Source organism: Nitriliruptor alkaliphilus DSM 45188, from assembly GCF_000969705.1.
Classification (GTDB): domain Bacteria; phylum Actinomycetota; class Nitriliruptoria; order Nitriliruptorales; family Nitriliruptoraceae; genus Nitriliruptor; species Nitriliruptor alkaliphilus.
Genome location: NZ_KQ033901.1, coordinates 3,711,174 through 3,736,066 on the forward strand (window position 1 = coordinate 3,711,174; position 24,893 = coordinate 3,736,066).

The 24,893-nt window shown below is 73.5% G+C and carries 24 protein-coding genes and 1 tRNA gene; 21 read left to right on the plus strand and 4 right to left on the minus strand.

Features of this window, described 5'->3' with window-relative positions; genetic code table 11:
* Positions 1-62 precede the first annotated feature (62 nt).
* The 5 genes from NITAL_RS17165 to NITAL_RS17185 all read left to right on the plus strand — a co-directional run bounded on the left by NITAL_RS17165 (position 63) and on the right by NITAL_RS17185 (position 5,117).
* The gene (locus NITAL_RS17165; RefSeq protein ID WP_425413696.1) at positions 63-1,829 is read left to right on the plus strand and encodes a CTP synthase; all 1,767 of its coding nucleotides are present in this window, start codon (positions 63-65) and stop codon (positions 1,827-1,829) included.
* Positions 1,826-2,392, plus strand: a complete 567-nt coding sequence (locus NITAL_RS17170) for an NUDIX domain-containing protein (protein ID WP_052667420.1) — start codon at positions 1,826-1,828, stop codon at positions 2,390-2,392. The genes NITAL_RS17165 and NITAL_RS17170 overlap by 4 nt, the downstream gene beginning before the upstream one ends.
* 4 nt (positions 2,393-2,396) lie before the next feature.
* Entirely contained in the window at positions 2,397-3,347 is a 951-nt protein-coding gene (xerD, locus tag NITAL_RS17175; protein WP_169786878.1) for a site-specific tyrosine recombinase XerD, read from the plus strand.
* 102 nt (positions 3,348-3,449) lie between these two features.
* Positions 3,450-3,800, plus strand: coding sequence for a TraR/DksA family transcriptional regulator (locus NITAL_RS28610; protein WP_052667421.1), 351 nt, complete (start codon positions 3,450-3,452; stop codon positions 3,798-3,800).
* Entirely contained in the window at positions 3,801-5,117 is a 1,317-nt protein-coding gene (locus NITAL_RS17185) for a thymidine phosphorylase (RefSeq protein WP_052667422.1), read from the plus strand.
* A 9-nt stretch (positions 5,118-5,126) separates the two neighbouring features.
* Here the strand turns inward: NITAL_RS17185 and NITAL_RS17190 are convergent, their stop codons facing one another.
* Together NITAL_RS17190 and NITAL_RS17195 are read right to left on the minus strand one after the other, a co-directional pair.
* Positions 5,127-5,765, minus strand: coding sequence for a response regulator transcription factor (locus NITAL_RS17190; protein WP_052667423.1), 639 nt, complete (start codon positions 5,763-5,765; stop codon positions 5,127-5,129).
* Entirely contained in the window at positions 5,762-7,435 is a 1,674-nt protein-coding gene (locus tag NITAL_RS17195) for a sensor histidine kinase (RefSeq protein WP_052667424.1), read from the minus strand. Before NITAL_RS17195 ends, NITAL_RS17190 begins: the two co-directional genes overlap by 4 nt.
* Positions 7,436-7,620: 185 nt before the next feature.
* Here NITAL_RS17195 and NITAL_RS17200 point away from each other — a divergent pair, with 185 nt between their 5' ends.
* The 16 genes from NITAL_RS17200 to NITAL_RS17275 all read left to right on the plus strand — a co-directional run bounded on the left by NITAL_RS17200 (position 7,621) and on the right by NITAL_RS17275 (position 21,985).
* Complete coding sequence (locus tag NITAL_RS17200; RefSeq protein WP_052667425.1) at positions 7,621-8,451, plus strand: segregation and condensation protein A; 831 nt, start codon at positions 7,621-7,623, stop codon at positions 8,449-8,451.
* Positions 8,448-9,737 (plus strand): SMC-Scp complex subunit ScpB, encoded by a 1,290-nt coding sequence (scpB, locus tag NITAL_RS17205; RefSeq protein WP_052667426.1) that lies wholly within the window; start codon positions 8,448-8,450, stop codon positions 9,735-9,737. Before NITAL_RS17200 ends, scpB begins: the two co-directional genes overlap by 4 nt.
* A complete protein-coding gene (locus tag NITAL_RS17210; protein WP_157041913.1) occupies positions 9,730-10,584 on the plus strand; it encodes a pseudouridine synthase in 855 nt (284 codons plus the stop codon). Before scpB ends, NITAL_RS17210 begins: the two co-directional genes overlap by 8 nt.
* Positions 10,581-10,952 (plus strand): chorismate mutase, encoded by a 372-nt coding sequence (aroH, locus tag NITAL_RS17215; protein ID WP_211262473.1) that lies wholly within the window; start codon positions 10,581-10,583, stop codon positions 10,950-10,952. The genes NITAL_RS17210 and aroH overlap by 4 nt, the downstream gene beginning before the upstream one ends.
* Before the next feature lie 49 nt (positions 10,953-11,001).
* Positions 11,002-12,111, plus strand: a complete 1,110-nt coding sequence (locus NITAL_RS17220) for a prephenate dehydrogenase/arogenate dehydrogenase family protein (RefSeq protein WP_211262474.1) — start codon at positions 11,002-11,004, stop codon at positions 12,109-12,111.
* The gene (aroA, locus tag NITAL_RS17225) at positions 12,108-13,445 is read left to right on the plus strand and encodes a 3-phosphoshikimate 1-carboxyvinyltransferase (RefSeq protein ID WP_052667428.1); all 1,338 of its coding nucleotides are present in this window, start codon (positions 12,108-12,110) and stop codon (positions 13,443-13,445) included. The genes NITAL_RS17220 and aroA overlap by 4 nt, the downstream gene beginning before the upstream one ends.
* A 15-nt stretch (positions 13,446-13,460) precedes the next feature.
* On the plus strand, positions 13,461-15,605 hold the full coding sequence (der, locus tag NITAL_RS17230; RefSeq protein ID WP_052667429.1) for a ribosome biogenesis GTPase Der: 2,145 nt from the start codon (positions 13,461-13,463) through the stop codon (positions 15,603-15,605).
* Positions 15,606-15,710: 105 nt separating this feature from the next.
* Positions 15,711-15,787 (plus strand) — tRNA-Pro (locus NITAL_RS17235).
* A gap of 276 nt (positions 15,788-16,063) precedes the next feature.
* Positions 16,064-16,621: a hypothetical protein gene (locus NITAL_RS17240; RefSeq protein ID WP_052667430.1), complete on the plus strand. Its 558-nt coding sequence runs from the start codon at positions 16,064-16,066 to the stop codon at positions 16,619-16,621.
* A 161-nt stretch (positions 16,622-16,782) separates the two neighbouring features.
* The gene (locus NITAL_RS17245; protein WP_052667431.1) at positions 16,783-17,403 is read left to right on the plus strand and encodes a CDP-alcohol phosphatidyltransferase family protein; all 621 of its coding nucleotides are present in this window, start codon (positions 16,783-16,785) and stop codon (positions 17,401-17,403) included.
* Between the two features lie 59 nt (positions 17,404-17,462).
* A complete protein-coding gene (gene gcvH, locus NITAL_RS17250; protein WP_052667432.1) occupies positions 17,463-17,849 on the plus strand; it encodes a glycine cleavage system protein GcvH in 387 nt (128 codons plus the stop codon).
* A 227-nt stretch (positions 17,850-18,076) separates the two neighbouring features.
* Positions 18,077-18,553: a double zinc ribbon and FHA domain-containing protein gene (locus NITAL_RS29240; protein ID WP_281175548.1), complete on the plus strand. Its 477-nt coding sequence runs from the start codon at positions 18,077-18,079 to the stop codon at positions 18,551-18,553.
* Complete coding sequence (ftsR, locus tag NITAL_RS17260; RefSeq protein ID WP_052667433.1) at positions 18,550-19,290, plus strand: transcriptional regulator FtsR; 741 nt, start codon at positions 18,550-18,552, stop codon at positions 19,288-19,290. Before NITAL_RS29240 ends, ftsR begins: the two co-directional genes overlap by 4 nt.
* Positions 19,287-20,480, plus strand: coding sequence for a D-alanyl-D-alanine carboxypeptidase family protein (locus tag NITAL_RS17265; protein ID WP_052667434.1), 1,194 nt, complete (start codon positions 19,287-19,289; stop codon positions 20,478-20,480). Before ftsR ends, NITAL_RS17265 begins: the two co-directional genes overlap by 4 nt.
* A gap of 126 nt (positions 20,481-20,606) precedes the next feature.
* On the plus strand, positions 20,607-21,116 hold the full coding sequence (locus tag NITAL_RS17270) for a bifunctional nuclease domain-containing protein (RefSeq protein WP_052667435.1): 510 nt from the start codon (positions 20,607-20,609) through the stop codon (positions 21,114-21,116).
* Positions 21,117-21,460: 344 nt separating this feature from the next.
* Positions 21,461-21,985, plus strand: a complete 525-nt coding sequence (locus NITAL_RS17275; protein ID WP_052667436.1) for a MerR family transcriptional regulator — start codon at positions 21,461-21,463, stop codon at positions 21,983-21,985.
* A 7-nt stretch (positions 21,986-21,992) separates the two neighbouring features.
* Here NITAL_RS17275 and NITAL_RS17280 read toward each other — a convergent pair whose 3' ends face one another.
* A complete protein-coding gene (locus tag NITAL_RS17280) occupies positions 21,993-24,005 on the minus strand; it encodes an aconitate hydratase (RefSeq protein WP_052669763.1) in 2,013 nt (670 codons plus the stop codon).
* A gap of 74 nt (positions 24,006-24,079) precedes the next feature.
* Positions 24,080-24,847: a deoxyribonuclease IV gene (locus NITAL_RS17285; protein WP_052667437.1), complete on the minus strand. Its 768-nt coding sequence runs from the start codon at positions 24,845-24,847 to the stop codon at positions 24,080-24,082.
* Positions 24,848-24,893 lie beyond the last annotated feature (46 nt).

The following is a 24,893-nucleotide window of genomic DNA, read 5'->3' on the forward strand; positions in this document are numbered from 1 at the left end:
CGGGGGTGTGGCCCGTCGCCTGGTGGCTGGTCGCCCTCGCCGAGCCGAGCCGGAGGTCGTCCGTGTCGCAGCCCGTCACCCAGCCCGACTCGTCGCGCGTGCCGAGCTTCGTCTTCGTCACCGGCGGGGTGTCGTCGGCACTGGGCAAGGGGATCACGGCGGCGTCGCTCGGACGGCTGCTGACCGCACGGGGCCTGCGGGTCACGATGCAGAAGCTCGACCCCTACCTCAACGTCGACCCGGGCACGATGAACCCGTTCGAACACGGTGAGGTGTTCGTCACCGACGACGGTGGCGAGACCGACCTGGATCTCGGCCACTACGAACGGTTCGTGGACCGCAGCCTGCACCGCGGGTCGTCGATCTCCTCGGGACAGATCTGGTGGTCGGTGATCACCAAGGAACGTCGGGGGGACTACCTCGGCAAGACGGTGCAGGTCATCCCGCACGTCACCGACGAGATCAAGAGCCGGATCCACGCCGTCGCCGAGGACACCGACGTGGTCATCGTCGAGGTCGGCGGGACCGTCGGTGACATCGAGGGCCTGCCGTTCCTGGAGGCGATCCGGCAGTTCCGCCACGACGTCGGTCGGGACAACATCTGTTACATCCACTGCGCCCTCGTGCCCTTCATCGCCGCGGCGGGGGAGCTGAAGACCAAGCCGGCCCAGCACTCGGTCCGCGAGCTGCGGGCGGTGGGTATCCAGCCGGACGTGCTGGTCCTGCGGGCCGACCGCGAGCTCGACGGGGGCCTGAAGCGCAAGATCGCGTTGCAGTGCGACGTCGACCTCGACGCGGTGGTCGCGGCGGTCGACCGTTCGTCGCTGTACGAGGTGCCGCTCGCGATGCGTGCCGAGGGGCTCGACACGGTGGTGATGAAGCGGCTCGGCCTGCCGGCCTCCGAGCCGGACCTCACCGAGTGGCAGGCGCTGGTGGACCGGGTCCACGGTGCGCGCGACACCGCGACGGTCGCGATCGTCGGCAAGTACGTCGAACTCCCGGACGCCTACCTGTCGGTCGTCGAGGCGCTCCGGCACGGTGGGATCGCCAACGGGGTCAACGTCGAGCTGCGCTGGATCGCCTCGGACGACCTGACGCCGACGGATGCGCACGGGGAGGGGGCCGACGCGTCCCGCGCCGAGCACCGGCTTGCAGGTGTCGACGGCGTGCTGATCCCGGGGGGCTTCGGCATCCGCGGTGTCGAGGGCAAGATCGCCGCGATCCGGTGGGCGCGTGAGCACCAGGTCCCGTTCCTGGGCCTCTGCCTCGGTCTGCAGTCGGCGGTCATCGAGTTCGCTCGCCACGTGGTGGGCCTCACCGACGCGCACTCGGCCGAGTTCGAGCCGGGGACGCCGCACCCGGTGATCGATCTGATGGCCGACCAGCGTGACGTGGCCGACAAGGGCGGCACCATGCGCCTCGGCGCGTACCCCGCCAAGCTGGCGGCGGGGACGCGGACCCGGGCCGCCTACGGGGACGAACCGGTCGTCTACGAGCGCCACCGGCACCGCTACGAGGTCAACAACCGCTACCGGGCCGAGCTCGAGGCCGGCGGGATGGTCTTCTCGGGGGTGTCACCGGACGACCGGTTGGTGGAGTTCATCGAGCTGCCGGACCACCCGTGGTTCGTGGCGACCCAGGCCCACCCCGAGCTGAAGTCGCGGCCGATCCGTCCCCACCCGCTGTTCGACGGCTTCGTCCGGGCGGCCCGCCAGCACGGGCGTGAGGCCGAGGGCCGCCTGCCGGTCGAGCTGGACGAGCCGACGGCCGGGGAGCTGGTCGACGCCCTCGGCGCCGACCAGGACGTCATCGCACTGGATCGCCCGTGACGGCGGCGGGCGAGGCGAGCTGGTTCGAGACCACCGGGCGGGAGGTGGTCTACGAGGGCTTCTCCGACGTGATCCGTGAGACGGTGCGGACCCCGGACGGCGAGGAGATGGTCCGCGAGATCGTCCGCCACGACGATGCGGTCGCGGTGGTACCCGTGCTCGACGACGGCCGCATCGTGCTCCTGCGTCAGTACCGCCAGCCGCTGCGGCGCTACGTGCTCGAACTGCCGGCGGGCAAGATGGACGTCGACGGCGAGTCCCCCGAGGAGGTCGCCCACCGCGAGCTCGCCGAGGAGATCGGCCACGACGCGCGCGAGCTCATCCACCTGGTGACCTTCCAGAACTCGTCGGGGTGGACCACCGAGGAGACCCACGTCTACCTCGGACGTGGGGTGCACCCGGTGGACCCACCTGAGGGCTTCACGCCGAAGGAGGAGGAGGCGGACATGGAGATCGTGCCCTTCGCCGCCGAGGACGTGGTCGAGCTCGCCCGGCGCGGCGAGCTGACCGACGCCAAGACTCTGGTGGGCCTCTTGCTCGCCGGTCCGCACCTCGGTCTGTGACCCGGTGACCGTCGACGTACCGCCGGCCGTGCCGCAGGGCGGCGGCCTGCCGCTCCTCGGCCGCTACCTCGACCACCTGCGGGCCGAGCGGGGCCTCGCGCGCAACACGCTCGACGCCTACCGCCGCGACCTCGCCCGCTACGCCGACTACCTCGCGGAGGTCGGCATCGGCGATCCCCGGGCCGTGGCGACCGAGGACCTCCAGGCGTTCGTGGCCTGGCTGCGGGCCCGCCGGACAGCGGCAGGCCGTCCCTACGCGACGTCGTCGGTCGCCAGGATCGTGGTGGCCGTGCGTGGCTTCCACCGCTTCCTCGCCCGCGAGGGCCTGACCGCCGACGACGTGGCGGCACCGGTGTCCACCCCGCGGTCGGCCCGGTCGCTGCCGAAGGCCCTGTCGGTGGATGACGTGGCACGGCTGCTCGACGCCCCCGTCGGCGGTGGCCCGTTGCCGCGGCGGGACCGGGCGCTGCTCGAGGTGCTCTACGGCGCGGGCCTGCGCATCTCCGAGGCGACGGCACTGGACCTCGACGATGCCGACCCGGTCGAGCGCCTCCTGCGGGTCCGCGGCAAGGGTGACAAGGAACGCCTCGTGCCCTACGGGGACCTGGCGGCCGAGGCGCTGGACGCGTGGCTGGTCGGGGGACGGCCCGCGCTGTCGCCCCGGGTCCCGGCGGTGTTCGTCAACGCGCGGGGCGGGCGCCTGACCCGCCAGGGCGCCTGGAAGGTGGTGGGCGGTCACGCCGACCGTGTCGGGCTGGCGGCGGAGGTCTCGCCGCACACCCTGCGGCACTCGTTCGCCACCCACCTGCTCGACGGTGGTGCCGACGTGCGGGCGGTGCAGGAGCTGCTCGGCCACGCGAGCGTGACCACGACCCAGATCTACACCCTGGTGAGCCGTACGGCCCTCCGCGAGGTGTACGAGCGCGCGCACCCGCGGGCGCAGCACGCTCGGTAGGCTGCGGAGACGGACCCGGGGACCGGATCCGCCCGCGCGATGACCGCGTCCCGACCGCGTCCTGAACGTGCCGTGATCGTGCCATGACCCGAGGGATCTGCCGTGGACCAGGCGACGCTCGACCGGCTCCGTGCCGAGCTCCAGGCGGACCGTGCCACGCAGGTCCACCTGCTCGAGGAGCACGGCGCCGACCCCTACTCGGACCTGGTGACCGACATCGGTATCGAGGACCAGAGCGGCGCCGACGCCGGTCAGGCCACCGAGGAGCGCGCCGAGCTGCTCGGCCAACTCGAGCTGGCACGCCAGCGGGTGCAGGCCATCGACCACGCGCTCGGACGCATGGAGGAGGGCACCTACGGCACCTGCGCGGTGTGCGGCGAGGTCATCCCGCACGAACGGCTCGAGGTGCGCCCGCTGTCGGTGCGCTGCGTGCGTTGCGCCGAGGCAGCCTGAGTGACCACACTCGAGATCCCGGTCCTCATCGCCCGCAAGCGTGACGGAGGAGAGCTGACCGGCGACGAGCTGCGCGCCTTCCTCGGCGCCTACCTGCGTGGCGAGGTCGAGGAGGCCCAGGTCGCAGCGCTGCTGATGGCGGGGGTGATCCGCGGGTTCACCGATGCCGAGGCGGTCGCCCTGACCGAGGTGCTGGTGGCCTCCGGAGACACCGTCGACCTGTCCGCCCTCCGGGGCCCGACCGTCGACAAGCACTCGACCGGCGGGGTCGGGGACACCACCACGTTGGTGGTGGCGCCGCTCCTGGCTGCCGCCGGCGCCCAGGTCGCCAAGTTGTCCGGCCGCGGCCTGGGGCACACCGGTGGGACACTCGACAAGCTGGAGGCGATCCCGGGCTTCCGCGTCGACCTGAGCGCGGACGAGGTGGCGTCCCAGGCCGACCGCATCGGGCTGGCGGTCGCCGCGGCCACCCAGGACCTCGTGCCGCTCGACAAGAAGCTCTACGCGCTGCGGGACGTGACGGCGACGGTGAAGTCGCCCGGGCTGATCGCCTCGTCGGTGATGAGCAAGAAGCTCGCCGGCGGGGCCCAGCACGTCCTGCTCGACGTCAAGAGCGGTGACGGCGCCTTCATGGAGGATCCGGCCGAGGCCGAGGCGCTGGCCGAACTGTGCGTGCGCATCGGTGAGGCCCACGGCCGCCGAACCGGTGCGCTGGTGACGGACATGTCCCAACCGCTCGGCGACGGCATCGGCAACGCCATCGAGATCGCCGTCGCCATCGAGGTGCTGCGTGGGGAGCGCCGGGGCGACCGGCTGACCCGCGCCTCGCTGGCGTTGGCCGCGGCCGCGCTGCAGCTGACCGGCGTCCCTGAGGGTCAGGCGGCCGAGACCGTGGCCCGGCTGCTCGACGACGGCAGCGCGCTGGAGCGGTTCGGTGCCTTCGTCGCGGCACAAGGTGGCGACCCGTCGGTCGTCGACGACCCCCGGGCGGTCCTCCCGGTCGCCCCCGTCACCCTCCCGTGGATCCCCGCGGCCGGGACGGTGCACGGCTTCTCGTGCCGCCGCCTCGGTGAGCTGGCGGCGCGCCTCGGTGCCGGTCGCCAGCGGCAGGGCGATCAGCTGGACCTCTCCGTGGGCCTGGAGGTCGGTGTCCGCACCGGCGACGAGCTCGACGGCGACACCCCGGCCGTCGTCGTCCACGCCCGGACCGAGGACGACGCCCAGGGGGTGATCGCCGAGCTGGCCGACGTGATCCACCTCGCCCCGGAGCCCGCCGATCCGGTCGAACTGGTGCAGGCCCGCGTCGGCCTCGACTGAACGGTGTGGTCAGGTGCGCTTGACGAGGCCTTGCCGGTAGGCCTCGGCGACAGCCTGGGCGCCGGTCTCCACGCCGAGCTTGCTGTAGATGCTGGTCAGGTGGTTCTTGACGGTCTTGACCGACAGGAACAAGGTCGTGCCGATCTCGGTCGGGCGGTTCCCCGCGGTGAGCAGCTCGAGGATCTCCCGCTCGCGGGGGGTGAGCCCGAGGGCCGTCGCGGGGGTGCGGCCGGCGGCGAGGTCCATCACGCGCGAGGCCACGTTCGAGGACAGGTAGGACCCACCGTCGCGGACGGCGCGGATGGCCTCCTGCAGCTCCTCGATGGACGCCGACTTGGACACGAACCCGGCTGCGCCGAGCGCGACCGCACGCTGCAGCGAGCCGTCGTCGTCGTGCATCGACAGGAACACCACCCGTAGCTTCGGCTTCTCGCGGCGCAGCTGCTCGGCGACGGCCAGCCCGTCCATCCCCGGCATCGCGATGTCGACCACGAGCAGGTCGGGATCGTGCTCCTCGACGGCGGCCAGGGCGCCGGGGCCGTCTCCGGCCTCTCCGACCACCTCGACGCCGTCCTCGTGGCGTACGGCTTTCAGCACCGATTGGCGGACGAGGGTGTGATCGTCGGCGATGACGACGCGGAACGTCACGGAATCTCCGATGTGGCGGGTGAGTGGGGACGCGGACGGCGGGGGAGTGGCGAGCTCGGGGCCGAGCTCGGGCGGGTCGGGAAGCGCAGGGTCACCACGGTGCCACCGCCGAGCCGGTCACGGACGGTGAGCGTGCCCTGCAGGCGGTCGGCCCGTTCACGCATGGACCGTAGACCGACGCCGCCGCCAGCACGACCGGATGTCCCCGCCCGGCCGACGCCGTTGTCCTCGATGACGACCTCGGTCAGGGCGTGGTCACGTTCGAGCGCGATGGTGATGACGCCCGCGTCGGCGTGACGCAACGCGTTGGACAGCGCCTCCTGGACCACACGCAGCGCGTCGTTGATCCGGTCCGGGGGCAGCTCGGCCGTCCCCGCGACCTCCAGCTCGATCGATGGGCCAGCGGCGGGGGTGACCTGCGCCACGTGCTGCTGGAGCAGGCTGGCGAGGTCCCCGGTCGGATCGCTGCGCAGGCCCGCGATCGTCGAGCGCAGGTCGGACAGGGCCGTGTCCGCGACGCGTGCGAGCCGGGCCAGCTCGGAGTCCGCGCTACGCCGTCCGCCGGTGACCGTCTGCAGCTCGAGCTCCATCTTGAGGTGGGCGAGGGACTGCGCCACCCCGTCGTGCAGGTCCGCGGCGAGCCGACGCCGGGCGGCGTCCGCCGCGCGGGCGAGCGTGCCGTCGAACAGGCGAGCGTTCTGGAGGGCGATGGCGGCGTCGACGGTCAGGCTCACGAGGGTCGGCCGGACGCGGGCACCGATCTCCGCGCTCTCGACGGCCACGAGCAGGAGGCCGACCGGCTCGTCCTGGGCTCCGAGGCTGGTGCACATCCAGAACGGCTGCTCCTCGCAGGCGCGGCGCAGCTCCGGCGGCAGCTGCCGCGGCGTGCGCAGCTGGAGGTCACCGAGCCGGCGTGCCACGTCGATGCGCAGCGCCGGGAGCCGGCCGGGGTGCAGCTCGTGGGACGCGGCGACGTGCAGCACGCCGAGGTCCTCGACCATGACCGCCACGGCCGGCACGCCTGGCATGGCGCGGATCTCCGAACAGACGGCGGCGGCGACCGTGGTGGCATCCAGCCCGCCGGGCAGGTCGTCGGCGATGTCGAGCAGGGCCGACAGCAGGCGGTTGGCCTCCTGGAGCTTGACCCGTCCGGCCACGATCCGGCCGTCGAGGACCTGAGCCGCGGAGGCCGTCGTGATCCCCGCCAGCGGCAGGAGCAGCGCCACGGGGATGACACCCCAGGTCCCGAGGTCGGCGAGCTGACCGTCGAGGCCGAGCACCGTCAGCAGGACCAGCGACAGCGTCGCGCCGGCGGCTGCACCCGCTCGGATGCCCCCGGCGGAGGCGGGGCCGGCCACCGCCACGGCGAGGAACAGCAGGAAGGGGGCGACCTGGCCACCGGTCGCCACGATGATCGCGGCCGCCACGACCAGATCGCCGCCGCGGACGAACCGGTCGCGCCGTGCCAGCGCCGTGAGCAGGACGTAGGCGGTCAGCGCCCCGTACACGGGTGCGATCCCCGTCCCGGTGTCGGGCAGGAACAGCGGCACGATCGCCACCGAACCGAGGCGCGCCCAGCGTTCGAGGCCGAGGGACGACGCGCCGTACGCCAGCCGGTCGACGACCTTGGACCACCACGGGGCGCTGGCGGAGGAGGGTGCGTCGCGCACGTGTTCTCCCCTCGTCAGTCCGGCTCGTGGCGCCGCGTCCCCTACTCGCGCCGTGAGCGAGGGTACTCGGCGGTGGTTGCCGACCGCGGGGAACCGCGGCACGCGTGTACGCTCGTGCGCTCCGCCTGCGCCGCCGTCCCGCGCGGTCCGTGACCACCCGCCCGCGACCCCGAGACGTCCCCCCGATGAGCTACCAGGTCCACCTCGAGGTCTTCGAGGGCCCGTTCGACCTGCTGCTGCAGCTCATCGCCCGGCGCAAGCTCGACGTCACGGAGGTCGACCTCGCCGAGATCACCGGCGACTTCCTCGCCCACCTCGGCGAGCTCGACGACCTCGACCTCGAGACGGCCACCCGCTTCCTGGTCATCGCGGCCACGCTCATCGAGCTGAAGGCCGCGCGGCTGTTGCCGGACGAGGATCGCCAGGAGCTCGAGGACCTGCTCGGCGAGGCCCGTGACCTGCTGTACGCCCGGTTGCTGGAGTACCGCGCCTTCCGCGACGTCGCCCGGATCGTGTCGCACCGCCTGACCCAGCACGAGGCGCACCTGCCGCGCGAGGTCTCGCCGGAACCGTGGCTGGCCCGGCTGGTGCCCGAGACGCCGCTGCCGATCGACGCGCGGGGCCTCGGCGCGCTCGCCGCTGCGGCGTTCGCGCCGACGCCCGAGGCGACCGTCGACCTGTCGCACATCCGACGCAGCTACGTGTCGGTCCGCGAGGCGGCGTTGACCCTGCTGACCTCGCTCCCCGACGAGGGGGGCCACCGTGCCTTCCCGGAGCTGGTCGAGGGACGGACCCGCGGGGACCGGGTGGTCTTCTTCCTGGCGCTGCTCGAGCTGTTCAAGCTCGGTCACGTCGACCTCGCGCAGCCGGACCTGCGCAGCACGCTGCAGGTGGCTCGATCCGGTGGCGGGCGCGATCTTGCCTCGCTGCTCGACGAGCTGACCGACGACGAACCCGCCGAGGCGCCCTCCCCGTCGGACGACGACGCCCCCGTGGCGACCGGAGCCCCCGCGTGACCGATGCCCTCCCCACCGACCAGCCCGAGCCCGGGGCCGACCCCGAGCCGGAGCTCGAGGCGCAGCCCGAGCCCGAGGCGCAGCCCGAGCCGGAGCTCGAGCTCGAGGCGCCGCCGGCGTTCGAACCGGTCGAGCTGGACGACGCCCAGGCCATCGCGGCGCTGGCGTCGCTCGACGCGGTGACCGCCGCCGGCCTCGAGGCCCTGCTGTTCCTCGCCGAGGAACCGCTCGACGTGCTGACCCTCGCCGAACACCTCGAGCTCGAACCCGCCGACGTCGATGCCGCGTGCCAGGGGTTGTCGCTGCGCCACCGCACCGAACGGCGCGGGACCGAGGTCCGACGGGCGGCCGGTGGCTGGCGGATGTACTCGGCGGCCCTGGCCCGGCCGATCCTGGAACGGTGGGCGCTGTCGGGGCGCACGGGTCGTCTGACGCAGGCGGCCCTCGAGACCCTGGCGGTCATCGCCTACAAGCAGCCGATCGGTCGCCAGGAGATCGGTGAGATCCGTGGGGTCAACGCCGACGGGGCCGTGCGCAGCCTGGTCTCGCGCGGGTTCGTCGCCGAGGTCGGCCGCGCGGAGACCCCCGGGCAGGCGGTCCTGTACGGGACCACCACGACGTTGCTCGAGCGTCTCGGTCTCGACTCCCTGGACGACCTGCCGCCGCTGACCGACTTCCTGCCGGAGCACAACGCGCCGGACGAACCGGAGCTCGGGCGGCTCAAGGAGGTGCGCCAGCGGTTGGCGGCCGGCGGTGAGCTGCCCGCCGCCGAGGGTGCCCGCGAGGCCGCGACCCGACGTTTCGGGGACGTGCGTGCGCGCCTGGCCGTCGCCGGGGCCGAGGCGCCACCGGCCGCGCAGGGCGGTCACGAGGACCCCGAGGACCACGACGTGCTCCCGCCGCCCCAGGCCAGCCGCGCGGACCGCCGCGCCGACGAGGCGGCGATGGACGATCTGTCGGACCGCCTCGAGTCGGCGGCACGATCGGCGGTGGACCGGTTGCGGCAGGCGGTCTCGGCCAGCGAAGCCCGCGAGGCCGCGGACGCCGGACCGGAGGTCGCCCCGCGACCGGAGGACGACACAGATGTCGCCGGTGGCGCGGACCGAGGCCCCCAGGGGGCCGAGGGAGCACGCACGGCGGGGAGACCGGAGGTCGCCCCGCGACCGGAGGACGACGCAGATGTCGCCGGTGGCGCGGACCGAGGCCCCCAGGGGGCCGAGGGAGCACGCACGGCGGGGAGACCGGAGGTCGCCCCGCGACCGGAGGACGACCGAGATCATGCCTGAGGAGCGGTTGCAGAAGGTGCTGGCTGCGGCCGGTGTCGCGTCCCGTCGGGCGTGCGAGGGCTTCATCATCGAGGGGCGGGTGACCGTCAACGGTGAGGTCGCCGAGCTCGGCTCGAAGGTGGACCGCACGCGCGACGTGGTCGCCATCGACGGTGAGCGGGTCAACGTCGATCCCGACCGGGTGTACGTGATGCTGAACAAGCCGCAGGGGGTGGTGACGACGGCCGACGATCCCGAGGGGCGTCCCACGGTCGTCGATCTGATCAACCTCCCGCAGCGGCTGTTCCCGATCGGGCGGCTGGACATGGACACCGAGGGGCTGCTGCTGCTGTCCAACGACGGTGAGCTCACCAACGCGCTGTTGCACCCCTCCCGTGAGGTCGAGCGCTGGTACGTGGCGCTGCTCACCGGACCGGTGAAGCCGCGGGCGCTCACGGCCCTCCGCGAGGGCGTCGAGCTCGAGGACGGTCTGGCCAAGCCGAAGCGCTTCAAGGTCCTCGAGGAGGGCAAGGGCAAGGCGCTCCTCGAGATCGTCATGACCGAGGGCCGCAAGCGGGAGGTACGCCGGATGCTGGCCGAGATCGGTCTGCCGGTCGAGCGGCTCGCCCGGGTGCGGTTCGGTGACGTCGAACTCGGCGAGCTGCGCCAGGGCAAGTGGCGGTTCCTCACGCAGGCCGAGATCGGCGCCCTGCACGACGCGGCCCGTGCCGGGCAGACCCGCGCCGCGCGCACCTCGAGCGAGCGCGAGGCACGGCGCACGACCCGCGAGGAGCGGGGCAACCGCCGGCGGGCCGGTGAGGCGCAGCCGAAGGGGCGCCGTGCCGGGGGCGGGGGAGGTCGGCGGTGAGCGAGCTGCGGGTCCGGGCGCTGCGTGGTGCCACGACGCTGGAGGTCGACGAGCGCGAGCACCTGCTCGAGCGCACCGAGGAGGTGATGTCGGCCATCTTCGCGCGCAACGGCCTGACCGAGGACGACCTCATCTCGATCGTCTTCACGGCGACGGCTGACATCCACTCGGCGTTCCCGGCGGAGGCGGCCCGGGTCGCTGGTTTCACGCACGTGCCGTTGATGTGCGCCCGCGAGCTGGAGATCGACGGTGGTGTGAAGCGGTGCATCCGCCTCTTGATCCACGCCTACACCGACCGGCCGGCTGCCGACCTGCGCCACGTCTACCTCCACGAGGCGAGGCAGCTGCGCACCGACCTGCCCGAATGAGGTGCCCTCGCAGCGGCGTCGGCGGTCGGTCGTGATCGGGCCGGGCGGGGTGTCGCGCATCGCCGTGATCGGGGCCGGCCTCGTCGGTGGGTCGGTGGCCTCGGCTGCGCGAGCTGCCGGCGCACACGTGACCCTGACCGACCGGGACGCCGACGTCCGCGTGCGGGCGGCCGCCGCTGGCCTGGCTGACGTCGTGGTGGACGACATCGTGACGGCGGTCACGGACGCCGAGCTGGTCGTCGCTGCCGTCCCGGCCGCCGTGGCACCGGCGGTGCTCGCCGAGGTGGCCCGGCACGCGCCCCGGTCCGCGCTGCTGACCGACGTGGCGAGCCTCAAGGGCCGGCTCGTGCCCGAGGTCGAGGCGCTCCTGGCGGCTGCCGACCTCGGACCCGAGCGCTTCGTGGGTGGTCACCCGATGGCCGGCAGCGAACGCAGCGGTCCGGAGGCCGCCGACGCGACCCTGTTCCAGGGGGCCACCTGGGTACTGACGCCGACGGAGCGGACCGACCCGGCCGCCCTCACCCGCACCTCCGCGGTCCTTCGCGACCTCGGCGCCCGGGTGCTCGCCCTCGAGCCGGCCCTGCACGACCAGCTGGTGGCGGTCACCTCGCACCTGCCGCAGGTCGCTGCGTCGGCGCTGGCCGACGTCGCGGCGGAGACCACCTCGCGTCTCGGCGAGGCGGTGCTGGCGGTGGCCGGCGGGGGGTTCCGCGACACCACCCGGATCGCCGCCTCGGACCCGGACCTGTGGGTCGGGATCCTCGGCGGCAACCGTGCGGCGGTGCTGACGGCCCTGGACGCCCTCAGGGAGCGGCTGGACGTGGTGCGTGGGGCGCTGGCCACCGGGGAGGACGCCGAGGTGCACGCGCTGCTCCAGCGGGCGTCCACGGCCCGTCGAGGCCTCGTGCGGGTCGACGGGGCGACCGAACCCATCGACCTCGTGGTGGCGCTCGACGACCGGCCCGGAGCCCTCGCGGCGGCGATCACCGCCCTCGGCGAGGCGGGGATCAACGTCGCCGATCTCGCCATGCGCCACGCGACCGCGGGGGACCGGGGTGCGTTGCTGCTGCGCATCGATGCGGTCGCCCACGACCGTGCACTGGCGGCGCTGGCCGCCGTCGGGCTGGCCGCCCACGTCGAGCCCGGGGGGACCGTGTGACCACCACCGCACCCGACCGTGTCCGCATCCACCCCGGGCAGCTGCACGGCGAGGTCGCCGTGCCCGGGGACAAGTCGCTCAGCCACCGGGCGCTGCTGCTCAGCGCCTTCGCCGACCGGCCGGTCCGGGTGGGCGGCCTCGCCCCGTCGGGCGACGTCGCTGCCACCGCGGCGGCGCTCACGACCATGGGCGCCCAGGTCGACCTCGCGCCGCAGGCCGACGGGAGCCTGGCGGGCAGCGTCCGAGGGCCGCTCGGTGAGGCTCGCGACGTGCTGGACTGCGGCAACTCGGGCACGAGCCTGCGGCTGCTGGCCGGTGTGGTCGCCGGTATCGACGGCCTCACGGTCCTGACCGGTGACGCGTCGCTGCGCAGCCGCCCGGTCGACCGGATCGCCGTCCCGCTCCGAGCCATGGGCGCCCGGCTCGACGCCGCCGCCGGCGGGCACCGCCCACCGCTCGTGGTGCGTGGCGGCCACCTCACCGGCACCAGCTACCTCAGCCCGGTGGCGTCCGCGCAGATCAAGTCCGCCATCCTGCTGGCGGGGCTGCGGGCCGACGGCCCGACGACGGTGACCTCGCCGCTGCCGTCCCGCGACCACACCGAGCGGATGCTGGCGCACTTCGGTCACCCGGTGCAGCGCGAGGTCTACCGCGACGGGACCGAGGTCGTGACCGTGGACCCGCTCGGGGACCGGACGCTCGCTGCCGACGAGGTCGTCGTGGCGCGCGACCCGTCCTCGGCCGCGTTCTGGCTGGTCGCCGCCGCCTGCGGGGCGGGGACCATCACCGCCACGGGGGTGTGCGCCAACCCGCTGCGCCTCGGGGTCGTGGCCGCACTGCGCCGGCTCGGGGTCGAGGTCGCGGTGACCGACCAGGGCGAGACGGCGGGGGAGCCGCTGGCCGACCTCACGGTCGCCCCGACGGCACTGACCGGCGCGAGCCTGCAGGGACAGCTCGTGGTCGACGCCCTCGACGAGTTGCCCGTGCTCGCCCTGGCAGGGGCGTGCAGCGCCGACGGCCTCGAGGTCCACGACGCCGCCGAGCTGCGGGTCAAGGAGTCCGACCGCATCGCCGTGCTGGCGGCTGCGCTCCGCGCCGTGGGGCTCGAGGTCGAGGAGCGGCCCGACGGGTACCGTGTGCCGGGTGGCCAACGCCCCGGTCCCGGCACCGTCGAGGCGCACGGCGACCACCGCATCGCGATGACGGCGGCCATCGCCGCCGTCCTCGGCACCGGCCCGGTCGAGATCGGCGGGTTCGGCGCCGTCGCGACCTCCTACCCCAGCTTCCTCGACGACCTCGCACGCCTCGGTGGACGTGCGGAGGTCCTCGCCTGACGAGAGTCCTCGACCGTGAACGACACGCCCGTCCCGTCCGACGCACCTGAGGACGACGTCGTCTGGTTCGACGACGTCCCGCGCCCGGTCGTCGCGATCGACGGGCCCGCCGGTTCGGGCAAGTCGACGGTCGCCGCACGCGTCGCCGCGGCGTTGGACGTCCCCCACGTGGACACCGGTGCCCTGTACCGGGCGGCCGCCCTTGCGTGCCTGCGTGCGGGCGTCGACCTGACGGACGGGGCTGCCTGCACCTCGGTGGTGGTCAACGCCCGGATCGATCGCGACGACGTCGCTGGGCGGACCTACCTCGACGGTGAGGACGTCGAGGACGAGATCCGCGGTCCCGAGGCCACCGCCGCGGTGTCGGCCGTCAGCGCCCACCACGGGGTCCGCAGCGCCCTGACGCCGGCGCAACGACGTGCGGTCGCCGACGGGGGCGTGGTCGAGGGTCGCGACATCGGCACGGTGGTGCTGCCCGACGCCGACGTGAAGGTGTTCCTCACCGCGTCGGTCGAGGAGCGCGCCCGCCGCCGTGGCGGCCAGGTGGGGCGAGACGACCTCGAGACGATCACCGCCGAGCTGATCGCCCGCGACGACGCCGACGGGTCCCGCGAGGTGGCACCCCTGGTCCGGGCCGACGACGCCTGGGAGCTGGTGACCGACGGCCTCGAGGTCGACGAGGTGGTCGACCTCGTGGTCGCCCGGGTCGCCGAGGTCACGGCCGGCGTCGATCCCGACGAGGACGTGCAGCGGCCGACGGTCGACCCCCTGACGGCCCGGCGCGCGCTGCCGCGGGTCGCGGTCGTCGGACGCCCGAACGTCGGCAAGTCCACCCTCGTCAACCGCATCCTCGGCCGGCGCGTGACCATCGTCGAGGAGAAGCCCGGCGTCACCCGCGACCGCACCGAGCACCGTGCCGAGTGGCTCGGACGGCCGTTCCTGGTGGTCGACACCGGCGGCTGGGAGCACGCCGCCTCGAGCGCGGGGCGCGATCATCCCGTGGAGGGGATGTCGGCGCGCATCGTCGAGCAGGCCGAGGCGGCCATCGCCAGCGCCGACGTCGTGCTGTTCATCGTCGACGTGACCGTGGGCGCCCTCGAGGACGACGAGCGCTACGCCAAGCTGCTGCGGCGCAGCGGCACCCCGACGGTGCTGGCGGCCAACAAGGTCGACGCCGAACGGCAGGAGGCGCTGGTCCACGAGCTGTGGAACCTCGGCCTCGACGAGCCCCACCCGGTCTCGGCCCGCCACGGCCGCGGCGTCGGCGACCTGCTCGACGTGGTCGTGGCCGCGATGCCGGCGCCGCCCGAGGACCTCGCCGGCGCCATCAGCGACGAGGACGCCGTCCCGCGCGTGGCGTTGGTCGGCAAGCCCAACGTCGGCAAGTCGTCGCTGTTCAACCGGCTGCTCGGCGAGGAGCGCTCGATCGTCGACGCGGTCCCGCACACCACCCGCGACGCGGTCGACACCATGGTCGAGGTCGACGGTGAACCGTGGATCTTCGTCGACACCGCGGGGATGCGACGCCGCTACCGCACCGGTGAGGACACCGAGCTGTTCTCGGTCGACCGGACCCGAGCCGCGATCGAGCAGGCCGACCTCGTCCTGTTCCTCCTCGATGCCTCGGAGGGGATCGGCGAGCAGGACCAGCGCCTCGCCGCCCTCCTGCGCGACGCCGGTCGCGCGTTCGTGCTGGTGTGCAACAAGTGGGACCTGGTCGACGACGAGCGTCGCGAGGACCTCGAGAAGGAGCTCGACCGGCTGCTGTCGTTCGCCAAGTGGGCACCCCGCATCAACGTGTCGGCGCTGTCGGGACGGGGCCTGCGACGGGTGATGCCGCAGCTGCGGTCGGTGTGGACCAACTACCGCCGACGCGTGCCGACCCGTGAGCTCAACCGCCTGCTGGCCGACGCGGTCGCCCACCAGGCGCCGCCCCGGCGCGGTCAGAAGCAGCTGAAGCTGCGCTACGCGACGCAGGCCGAGACCCGTCCGCCGCGCTTCGTGCTGTTCACCAACGGCACGTTGCCGCCGGGCTACAAGCGCTACCTGGAGCGTGAGCTGCGCGAACACCACGACTTCACCGGGGTCCCGCTGCTGCTCGACGACCGGCCGCCGGCGCAGCGCGAGAACAAGCGCGAGCGTCGCCAGAGCGGCCGGTGAGAGCGCGCTGGTTGGCCGCCCCCCGCCGGGCCGGGTAGCGTCCCCCGCCGCGGACGGCCCCCAGCCGTCCACGTCGCACCACCGAGCATCACCTGCACCAGGCAACGGGCTGTGGCGCAGTCAGGTAGCGCACTCGTCTGGGGGGCGAGGGGTCGCCGGTTCAAGTCCGGCCAGCCCGACCACCCGGTTCCGCACGCGGGACCGCGCCGACACGACGTCGGCGGATCACCACCGCAGCGACAGCGGGGCCCGGCACCAAGGTGCCGGGCCCCGCTCGTGTCCAGGGCAGGTCGTGCCGGTCGTGCCGGTCGTGCCGTGCGACGTCAGCGGCTCACTGCGACGCCACGTGCGCAGGGTTGAGCCGCAGACGTCGCAGTGGGTCGCTCGCGTCACATGGGTGATCGCCTGCGGTGGCGCGGGCTAGGGTGCCGCGCTTTCGTCCACCACCGGGGGGAACCGTGTCCATCCGTCGTGCCGTCCTGACCGCCACCGCTGCCGCCTCGCTGCTGCTCGCCGGGTGCACCACGAGCGACGACGACGGCGGGCCGCCCGAGGAACCGGTCGCCGCCGACCAGGTCCCCGCCTCGGAGGACACCGGACCTGACGAGGACGACTCGAACAACGACGGCTCGGGCGAGGATGGCTCGGGCGAGGCCGGCTCGGGCGAGGCCGGCTCCGGCGAGGCCGGCACCGGCGAGGACGGTGAGGCAGCGGACGAGCCGCGCACCTTCGCGGCGGGCGAGGAGATCGCGGTCCAGGTGTCGTGGCTCGCCAGCGACGACGGCGGCCGGAGGACGGGCGTCTTCGGGGGCTACCGCGGGACGCTGACCTTCCCCGCCCACGATCCGATGACCTGCACCGTCGGGGCGCCTGCCGAGGGCGGCAGTATGGACCCCGGCACGACCCACGAGGTCGCGCTCACCTGCCCCGAGGACGTGACCGTCGCACCGGGCGAGGAGACCTTCACCGTCGAGGAGGGCGGCCGCCTCGTCGGCGACGGCCTCGTCCTCCCCTGACGCGGGGGCGAACCTGCCGTGGGTCGTTCGGTGCGCTGCCCGAGTGAACCCGCGCATCCGCGCGTTCACGCGCCCTGCGGTGGCCGGAGGTGGGTGCGGCGGCAGCTACCGTGCCGCTGCGCCGGTCCCTGGCCGGCCCGACCCCGGCAGGAGCCCGTCCCGTGCGCGTCTACGACATCGGAGGACGCGACGACGAGCCCCGTGAGGTCACCGACCGCATCTGGACCTGGGCCAACGGGCTGTCGTTCGTCCGCCTGCTGGCGCTGCCGCTGATCTACCTGGACCTCGTCGGCGAGCGGTGGCTGCGAGCCTTCGTCCTGCTGGCGATCTTCAGCGCCACCGACTGGCTCGACGGCTACATCGCCCGGCGCTTCGACCAGATGACCCGCCTCGGGGCGCTGCTCGACCCCGTCAGCGACCGTGTGCTGTTCGTGGTCGTCGGGGTCGCGTTCGTGGTGGCCGGCCTGCTGCCGCTGTGGGCCGTTCTGGTCATCCTGGTCCGCGACGTCCTGGTGGTCGGGGTCGGCCTCGTCGTGATGCTGCGGGGCCACCGTCCACCGACGGTCTCGCGCCTCGGCAAGACCGCGACCTTCGGTCTGATGTTCGCGCTACCGGTCTTCATCCTGGCCCGCATCCTCGAGTCACCCACGGGTGAACCGCACCAGGTCTGGCTCGCCGTCGCGTGGATCGGGTTCGGGGTGAACGCCGTCCTCTACTGGCTCGTGGCGGTCGGCTACCTCCGCGATCTGCGTGGCGGGCCACCGCCCCCGAAGTCGAGCTAAGGTGCCCGGCCCGACCGCGCGCGTGCGCCGCGGTCCCACCTGCTCGAGAGGGAGACGTCGTGTCCAGCGACACGCCCAACCATCTCCGTTACACCGACCGGCACGAGTGGACCCGGGACGACGGCGAGGTCGTGGTCATCGGTATCACCCACTTCGCGCAGGACCAGCTCGGGGACGTGGTCTACGTCGACCTGCCGGCGCCCGGCGCGGAGGTCAGCGCCGGTCAGCCGTTCGGTGAGGTCGAGTCGACCAAGTCGGTCTCCGACCTGTACGCGCCCATCTCGGGGACCGTGGCCGAGCGCAACGAGGAGCTCGACGAGCGCCCGGAGCTGGTCAACGCCGACCCGTACGGTGACGGCTGGATGGTCGCCATCCGCCCGACCGACCGGGCCGAGCTCGACGGTCTGATCGACGCCGAGGGCTACCGGTCCCTGACGGGCAGCTGAGCCGGCCGGCTCGGCGCTCGTCCCGCGTCGCCGCGATGAGGCACGGAGGTCGTCCAGGTGGCCGACCCGCGCGCGTGGCGGTGAGGGTCTACGCTGCCGCGAACGGCCGTCGGTGGCCACGTACGCGTTCGACCTCCACCCGAGCTTGACCCGGAGGTCGAGGGTGGCGTCCACCGGGCCGCACGAGGCGTCGCTCGGCGCCCCGGACGACGGACGGGAGGTCCCGCGTGTTCTGCAGCCACTGCGGTCAGCCCATGGCCGAGGACGCGCGCTTCTGCGCCGCCTGCGGCGCCCCCGTCTCCGATGCCGCGGCATCGGCCAACGACACCACCGCGTCCATCGAGCTCGGCGCCCTCGACCCGTCGCACGAACCGCAGGACCTGCCCCTGCTCGAGGCGGGCACCGGCATGCTCGTGGTGGTCCGCGGCCCGAACGCCGGCAGCCGGTTCCTGCTCGACCGCGACATCACCACCGTGGGGCGCCACCCCGACGCGGACATCTTCCTCGACGACGTGACGGTCTCGCGGCGCCACGCCGAGCTGCATCGCACCGACGAGGGCGTGCTGGTGCGCGACCTCGGTAGCCTCAACGGCTCGTACGTCAACGGCGAGCGGGTGGAGGAGCGGCTGCTGGTGACCAGCGAGGAGCTGCAGATCGGACGCTTCAAGCTGCTCTTCGTGGGCGCGGACGGTGCGACGCGGTGACGACCCACACCATCGGTGAGGTCCTGAACCGCCTCAAGGACGAGTTCGACGACATCACCATCTCCAAGATCCGCTTCCTCGAGGCCGAGGGGCTCATCAACCCGGATCGGACCGAGTCCGGGTACCGCAAGTTCACCGGCCCGGACATCGAGCGCCTGCGGTACGTGCTGCGGGCGCAGCGCGACCGCTACCTGCCGTTGAAGGTGATCAAGGACGAGCTCGCCCGCGTCGACGCCGGCCTGCCGCCGGCGGTCCCCGCCGAACCGGATCCGGCGGTCGAGGCGCCGCCGGCCGCGGATGCGACGGAGGCGGGCGGCAGCGAGGGCACGGTCCCCGCTGCGGCGCCCACCCTGTTCGGGGCGGCGGCGACCGACGTGCAGCTGACCCTCCGGGAGCTGGCCGAGTCGACGGGGCTGTCGGAACGCCAGGTCCGCGACCTGCGCGACCACGGCCTGCTGCCCGACCGGGCGACCTACGACGGCGACGACCTCGTGGTCGGCAAGCTCGCTGCCCACCTCATCGAGGCCGGCCTCGAGGTGCGTCACCTGCGCATGTACCGCCAGTTCGCCGACCGCGAGGCCGCGCTCGTCGAGCAGCTGACGGCACCGCTGCTGCGTCAGCGGAACCCCGACTCGCGGCGTCAGGCGACCACGCAGGCCGAACACCTGGCCGACGTCGGTGGTCGCCTCCACAAGGCGCTGCTGGCCGCGCAGCTGCGCGCTCTGCTGCGCCCGTGACCCTGCGCCACCCCCGGCGCGCCGTCGCGCTCCTGCTGGCCACGCTCGCCCTGTGCGCGCCCCTGCCGGCCGCGGCCGAGCTGACGCCGCCACCGCAGCCGCTGATCGGCGAGCGACCGATGGTGGCGGGGTGGCCCGACGAGCCGTCGGTCGGCGCACCGGTGGTCCTGCTCGTCGAGGCCGCCACCGGTCAGGTGCTGGTCGCCCGACAGGCCGACCATCGCCGTCCCGTCGCGTCCACCATCAAGATCCTGACGGCGCTGACCGTCGCCGACCGGACCGACCCCGACGACATCATCGAGGTCGGCGCCGAGGTCCAGGGGCTCGAGGGCGCCTCGGTGCAGCTCGAGCCGGGGGAGCGCTGGACCGTGGACCAGATGCTCACCGCCATCCTCGTCCGGTCGGGCAACGACGCCGCGGAAGCCCTCGCCGTGGCCGTCGGCGACGACCGTGCGGGGTTCCTCGAGCTGATGCGCGAGGACGCGGCATCGATGGGGTTGCCCGTCGGTGAGGCGGGCGGCGTGGTGGTGACCTCGCCGAGCGGTCTCGGCGACGGTGAGCTGCTGTCCGCGCAGGACCTGGCGACCCTGGCCCGGGTGCTGCTGGCCGACGACGACCTGCGCGCCATCGTGGGGGCTCGCGAGGCGACGCTGCCCGGCGTGGGCACCGACGTGAACCGCAACCTGCTGGTCGGCAGCTACCCGGGTGCCACCGGCATCAAGACCGGCTTCACCGAGGCGGCGGGCAACAGCGTGGTGGCGAGCGCAGCGCGGGGCGGCCGCGAGCTGATCGCCGTCGTGCTGGGCGCGGGGCCCGATCCGCAACGGTTCGAGGACGCGGCGGCGTTGCTCGACCACGGCTTCGAGGCGTTCGAGGCGACCGAGGTCGCCGCCGAACTGATCCTCCTGGTCGCGGGCGGGCAGCGGCAGGTGGTGCTCGAGCCGACGCCCGTGACCGTCCCGGTGGGCGTCCCGGTCGCCGCGGAGCTGCCCGTCCCGGTCCGGACCCCCGAGGCCGGACACCTGCCCGTGCCGGTGCGCTTCGACGGCACCGAGGTCGCGACGGCGACCGCGACCGTCAGCGGCGAGCAGCCCCCGGCGGTGGCCGGGGGCGCCCAGCTCGGCCGGGCCGCGGTGGACGGGGTGTACGCGGCGCTGCGGGCCGCGCACGCCCAGGCTGCGTCGCCGTGACGCGCTCACGGAGCGCGCAGGCGGACAGACGCTAGCCTCGGATGTGAACCTCGCAGCGAGGCGTTCGGGGCGCCGAACGGGCGCGGACCGGCACACACCGGCAGCATCGGCAGCATCGGAGCAGGCGTGATCGAGATGGAGCTCATCGGGGTACGCGTCGAGCTACCCGCGAACCAGCCCATCGTGCTGCTCAAGGAGACGGGCGGGACCCGCTACCTGCCCATCTGGATCGGTGCGGTCGAGGCGACCGCGATCGCGTTCGCCCTCCAGGGGGTCGAGACGCCGCGGCCGCTGACCCACGACCTGTTCGTGTCGGTGCTCGGGGAGACGGGCGTCGAACTGACCGCCGTGCACGTCACCGACCTGCGTGACGGGACCTTCTACGCCGAGCTCCACCTGCGCCAGCAGGACCGGACCTGGACGGTGACCGCGCGACCGTCGGACGCCATCGCGCTGGCCGCACGCCTCGAGGACGTGCCGGTCCTGGCCGCCGAGCCGGTGCTGGCCGAGGCCGGCCTCGAGATCGACTCGACCGACGAGGACGGCGAGACCGGTGTCGACGCCGAGGAGGAGGTCAAGCAGTTCCGCGAGTTCCTGGACCAGGTGACCCCGTCCGACTTCGAGGGCCAGGGCTGAGCTCCCACCACCGTCGGGGGCCCGAGCGCACGCCCGGTGGAGGTTCCCGCTGGGGGAGCGCTCCACCCTCGTCGAGGGTCACCCTTGACCTCAAGTGGAGGGTGAGGGCACCGATCGCCCCACCACCCTCCACCCGTCGTTGACACCCCCGCCCGGGGACGCGTATCGTCAGGTCGGGAGTTCCACGCGTGGAACTCGTGATGGGGAGGGCAAGCCCCGTCCGGGTTCACGACACGTGACCGGCGCTCCCAGGGGAGGGCCACCGGCCCTCGGCGAAGGACCCGCGCACGACCCGTTCCGTGGCCCTCCGGTGCCCACGGGACACGACCCGTGGAGCCACAGCGATGGGTGGACAGCTCAGCCTCGACGTCGGCGACGCCGCACCACGCGAGGGCTACCGCGGCCCCACCGTGTGCCGCATCGTCTCGATCACCTACCGCCAGCTGGACTACTGGGCGCGCACGGGCCTCGTCGAACCGTCCCTGCGTCGCGCCGAGGGGTCCGGCACCCAGCGCCTGTACTCGTTCGACGACGTGGTGCGTCTGCGCGTGGTCAAGCGCCTGCTGGACACCGGGGTCTCGCTCCAGAAGGTCCGCCTCGCCGTCGACGAGCTGCGCGCCCTCGGTCACTCGCTGGCCGACGCGACCCTCGTCTCCGACGGCGAGACCGTGTTCGCCATGACCGACGACGCCGAGGTGCTCGACCTGCTCCGTCGCGGCCAGGGGGTGTTCGCCATCGCGCTCGATCCCGTTGTCGACCAGCTGCGCGGCGAGGTCGCCGACTTCCCCTCCGAACGGCTCGATGACGCTGCCCACCAGCTCGCCGAGCTCGAGGCGGCCGAGCGGGCGACCGGCACCGACGACGCCTGAGGCCGAGCTACTCCTCCAGGCCCCGTTCGCGCGGCTGGCGCTGCCGGCCGCTGAGCCGTTCCTTCATGTAGCGGATGACCCCGCCCGAGCGGATGCGTTCCACCTGCCGGGGCGAGAGGTCGTGGACGGCCGTGATCGTGGTGCCCTGGGTGAGGTTCTCCACGGTGACCTCGCCGCTGCCGCTGTCGAGGGCGGCGTGCAGGCCGGTCAGGCGCAGCCGGTCGCCCTGGGCGAGCGCGTCCCGGTCGCGCTCGTCGGCGAAGCGCAGCGGTAGCACGCCGAAGTTGGCCAGGTTCTGCCAGTGGATCCGGGCGTAGCTGACCACCAGGGTGGCGCGGAGGCCGACGTGCCGCGGGGCCAGAGCCGCGTGCTCACGTGAGCTGCCCTGGCCGTAGTTGCGGCCACCAACCACCACGTGACCCGCACCCCCGGCCTCCTGGATCGCCACGGCGCGGTCGTGGTAGGTCGGGTCGATCACGTCGAACGCGAACCGGGCGATCTCGGGGATGTTGGACCGGTAGGGCAGCACGGCGGCGCCGGCGCGCAGGATCTCGTCGGTCGACACGTCGTCGCCGGTCTCGAGCAGCACCTCGAGCTCGAGCTCGTCGGGCAGCGGCTCGAAGTCCGGCAGCGACGCGATGTTCGGGCCTTTGATGATCTCGACCTTCGCGGCCTCCTCCTCGGGCAGCGGCGCGATCAGCAGCTCGGTGTCGATCAGCGCGTCATCGGTCTCCACGATCCGCGGGAAGTCGATGCCGTGCTCGGTGCCGAGGTCCCGCGGGTCGGTGATGACGCCGGTGATGGCCGAGGCGACCGCCGTCTCGGGTGAGCACAGGTGGACGCGGTCGTCGACGGTGCCGGAGCGGCCCGGGAAGTTGCGTGGGGTGGTCCGCAGGCTGATGGCATCGGTCGGGGGCGCCTGTCCCATGCCGATGCAGCCGTTGCAGCCCGCCTGGTGCAGGCGGGCGCCGGCCCGCACGAGGGGCAGCAGGTAGCCGTCGCGGATGAGCTCGCCGAGGATCTGGCGGCTCGTCGGGTTGACGTCGAGGGAGACGTCGTCGCTGACGGTGGCTCCGGTCGCCTCCAGGACGGCGGCCACGACCGCGAAGTCGCGGTAGCCGGGGTTGGCGGACGAGCCGATGTAGGCCTGCGCGATCGGCTGGCCGGCCACCTCACGGACCGGGACGACGTTGCCGGGGGAGGTCGGCAGGGCGATCAGCGGTTCGACGCTCGACAGGTCGATCCGTTCGGTGACGTCGTAGGTGGCGCCGTCCTCGGCGACCAGCTCGCGGAAGTCGTCCGCGCGTCCCTGACGGGTCAGGAAGCGGCGCACCTCCTCGTCGGCGGGGAAGACCGACGTGGTCGCGCCGAGCTCGGCCCCCATGTTGCAGATCACGTGCCGGTCCATCGCCGACAGGTTCGCCACGCCGGGACCGTGGTACTCGATGATGCGACCGACGCCGCCGTCGACGTCGTGGCGGCGCAGCAGCTCGAGGATGACGTCCTTGGCGCTGACCCAGTCGTGCAGCTCGCCCACGAGCTCGACCCCCCAGACCTGCGGACAGCGGATGCGCAGCGGCTCGCCCGCCATCGCCATGGCCACGTCGAGGCCACCCGAGCCGATGGCCAGCATCCCGACGGCGCCGGCGGCGGGCGTGTGCGAGTCCGAGCCGGCCATCGTGGCCCCGGGCCGTCCGAACCGTTCCTGGTGCACCGGGTGGGAGATGCCGTTGCCGGGCCGGGAGAACCACACCCCGAAGCGTTCGCAGGCCGATCGCAGGAACCGGTGGTCGTCGGGGTTCTTGTGGTCCTCCTGGACCAGGTTGTGGTCGACGTACTGGGCCGAGACCTCGGTGCGGACGCGGTCGAGCCCCATCGCCTCGAGTTCGAGCATCACCAGCGTCCCGGTGGCGTCCTGGGTGAGCGTCTGGTCGATGCGGATGCCGATGGGCGATCCGGGGGTCAGCTCACCTTCGACGAGGTGATCGGCGAGGATCTGGCGCGTCACGTTGGCGGGCACGGGTTCCCCGAAGGTCGGTGCGCCCTCGACGCTACGACCCGTCGGGCGAGGGTTCACGGCCGACCGGCCGGGGCTCAGAGGCGCTCGCGGATCCAGGCGATGTCGGCCGCCTGCCTGCCACCATCGCCATCGGGCGTCTCGACCACCACGTCGGCGCCCGCGGCCCGCACGACGTCGACGAGCAGATCGGGGTCGACCTGGCCGGCGCCGAGGTTCTGGTGGCGGTCGCGGCCCGACCCGGGCGCGTCCTTGCTGTCGTTGAGGTGGACGAGGTCGATGCGCCCCGCGAAGGCCAGGACCCGCTCGACCGCGTCGCCGAGGGCGTCCCCCGACGCGTGGCTGTGGCAGGTGTCGAGGCAGAACCCGAACGGGGTGACGGTCCCGTCGAGGACGTCCCACAGCCGGGCGATCCGGTCGAGGTGGCGTGAGACGGCGTTCTGGCCCCCGGCGGTGTTCTCGATCAGGATCGGGATCGAGGTCTCGAGCCGGTCCAACGTCGAACGCCAGTTGGCGAACCCCTGCTCGATGTCCTCGTCCTCGGGCAGGTGGCCACCGTGCACGATGACGCCGAGGGCCCCGATGTCCTCGGCCGCCCGCACGGTCTTCTCCAGCAGCTGGCGGCTCGGGTGCCGCACGCGGTTGTTGGTCGTGGCCACGTTGACCAGGTAGGGCGCGTGGACGTAGATGTCGACGTCGGACGCCCGCAGCTGCGCCGCGTCCTGCCGGGGTGTGGGTCCCTTGAACTGCTGCGGCGCGGACAGGAACAGCTGGACGATCTCGGCGTCGCGGTCGGCAGCGGCGGCGAGGGGGTCGGTACCACGGACGTGGGCGCCGATGCGCATCGGGTGCACTCCTGGCGGCTCGAGGGCGGGGCCGGTGGGGCCCGGG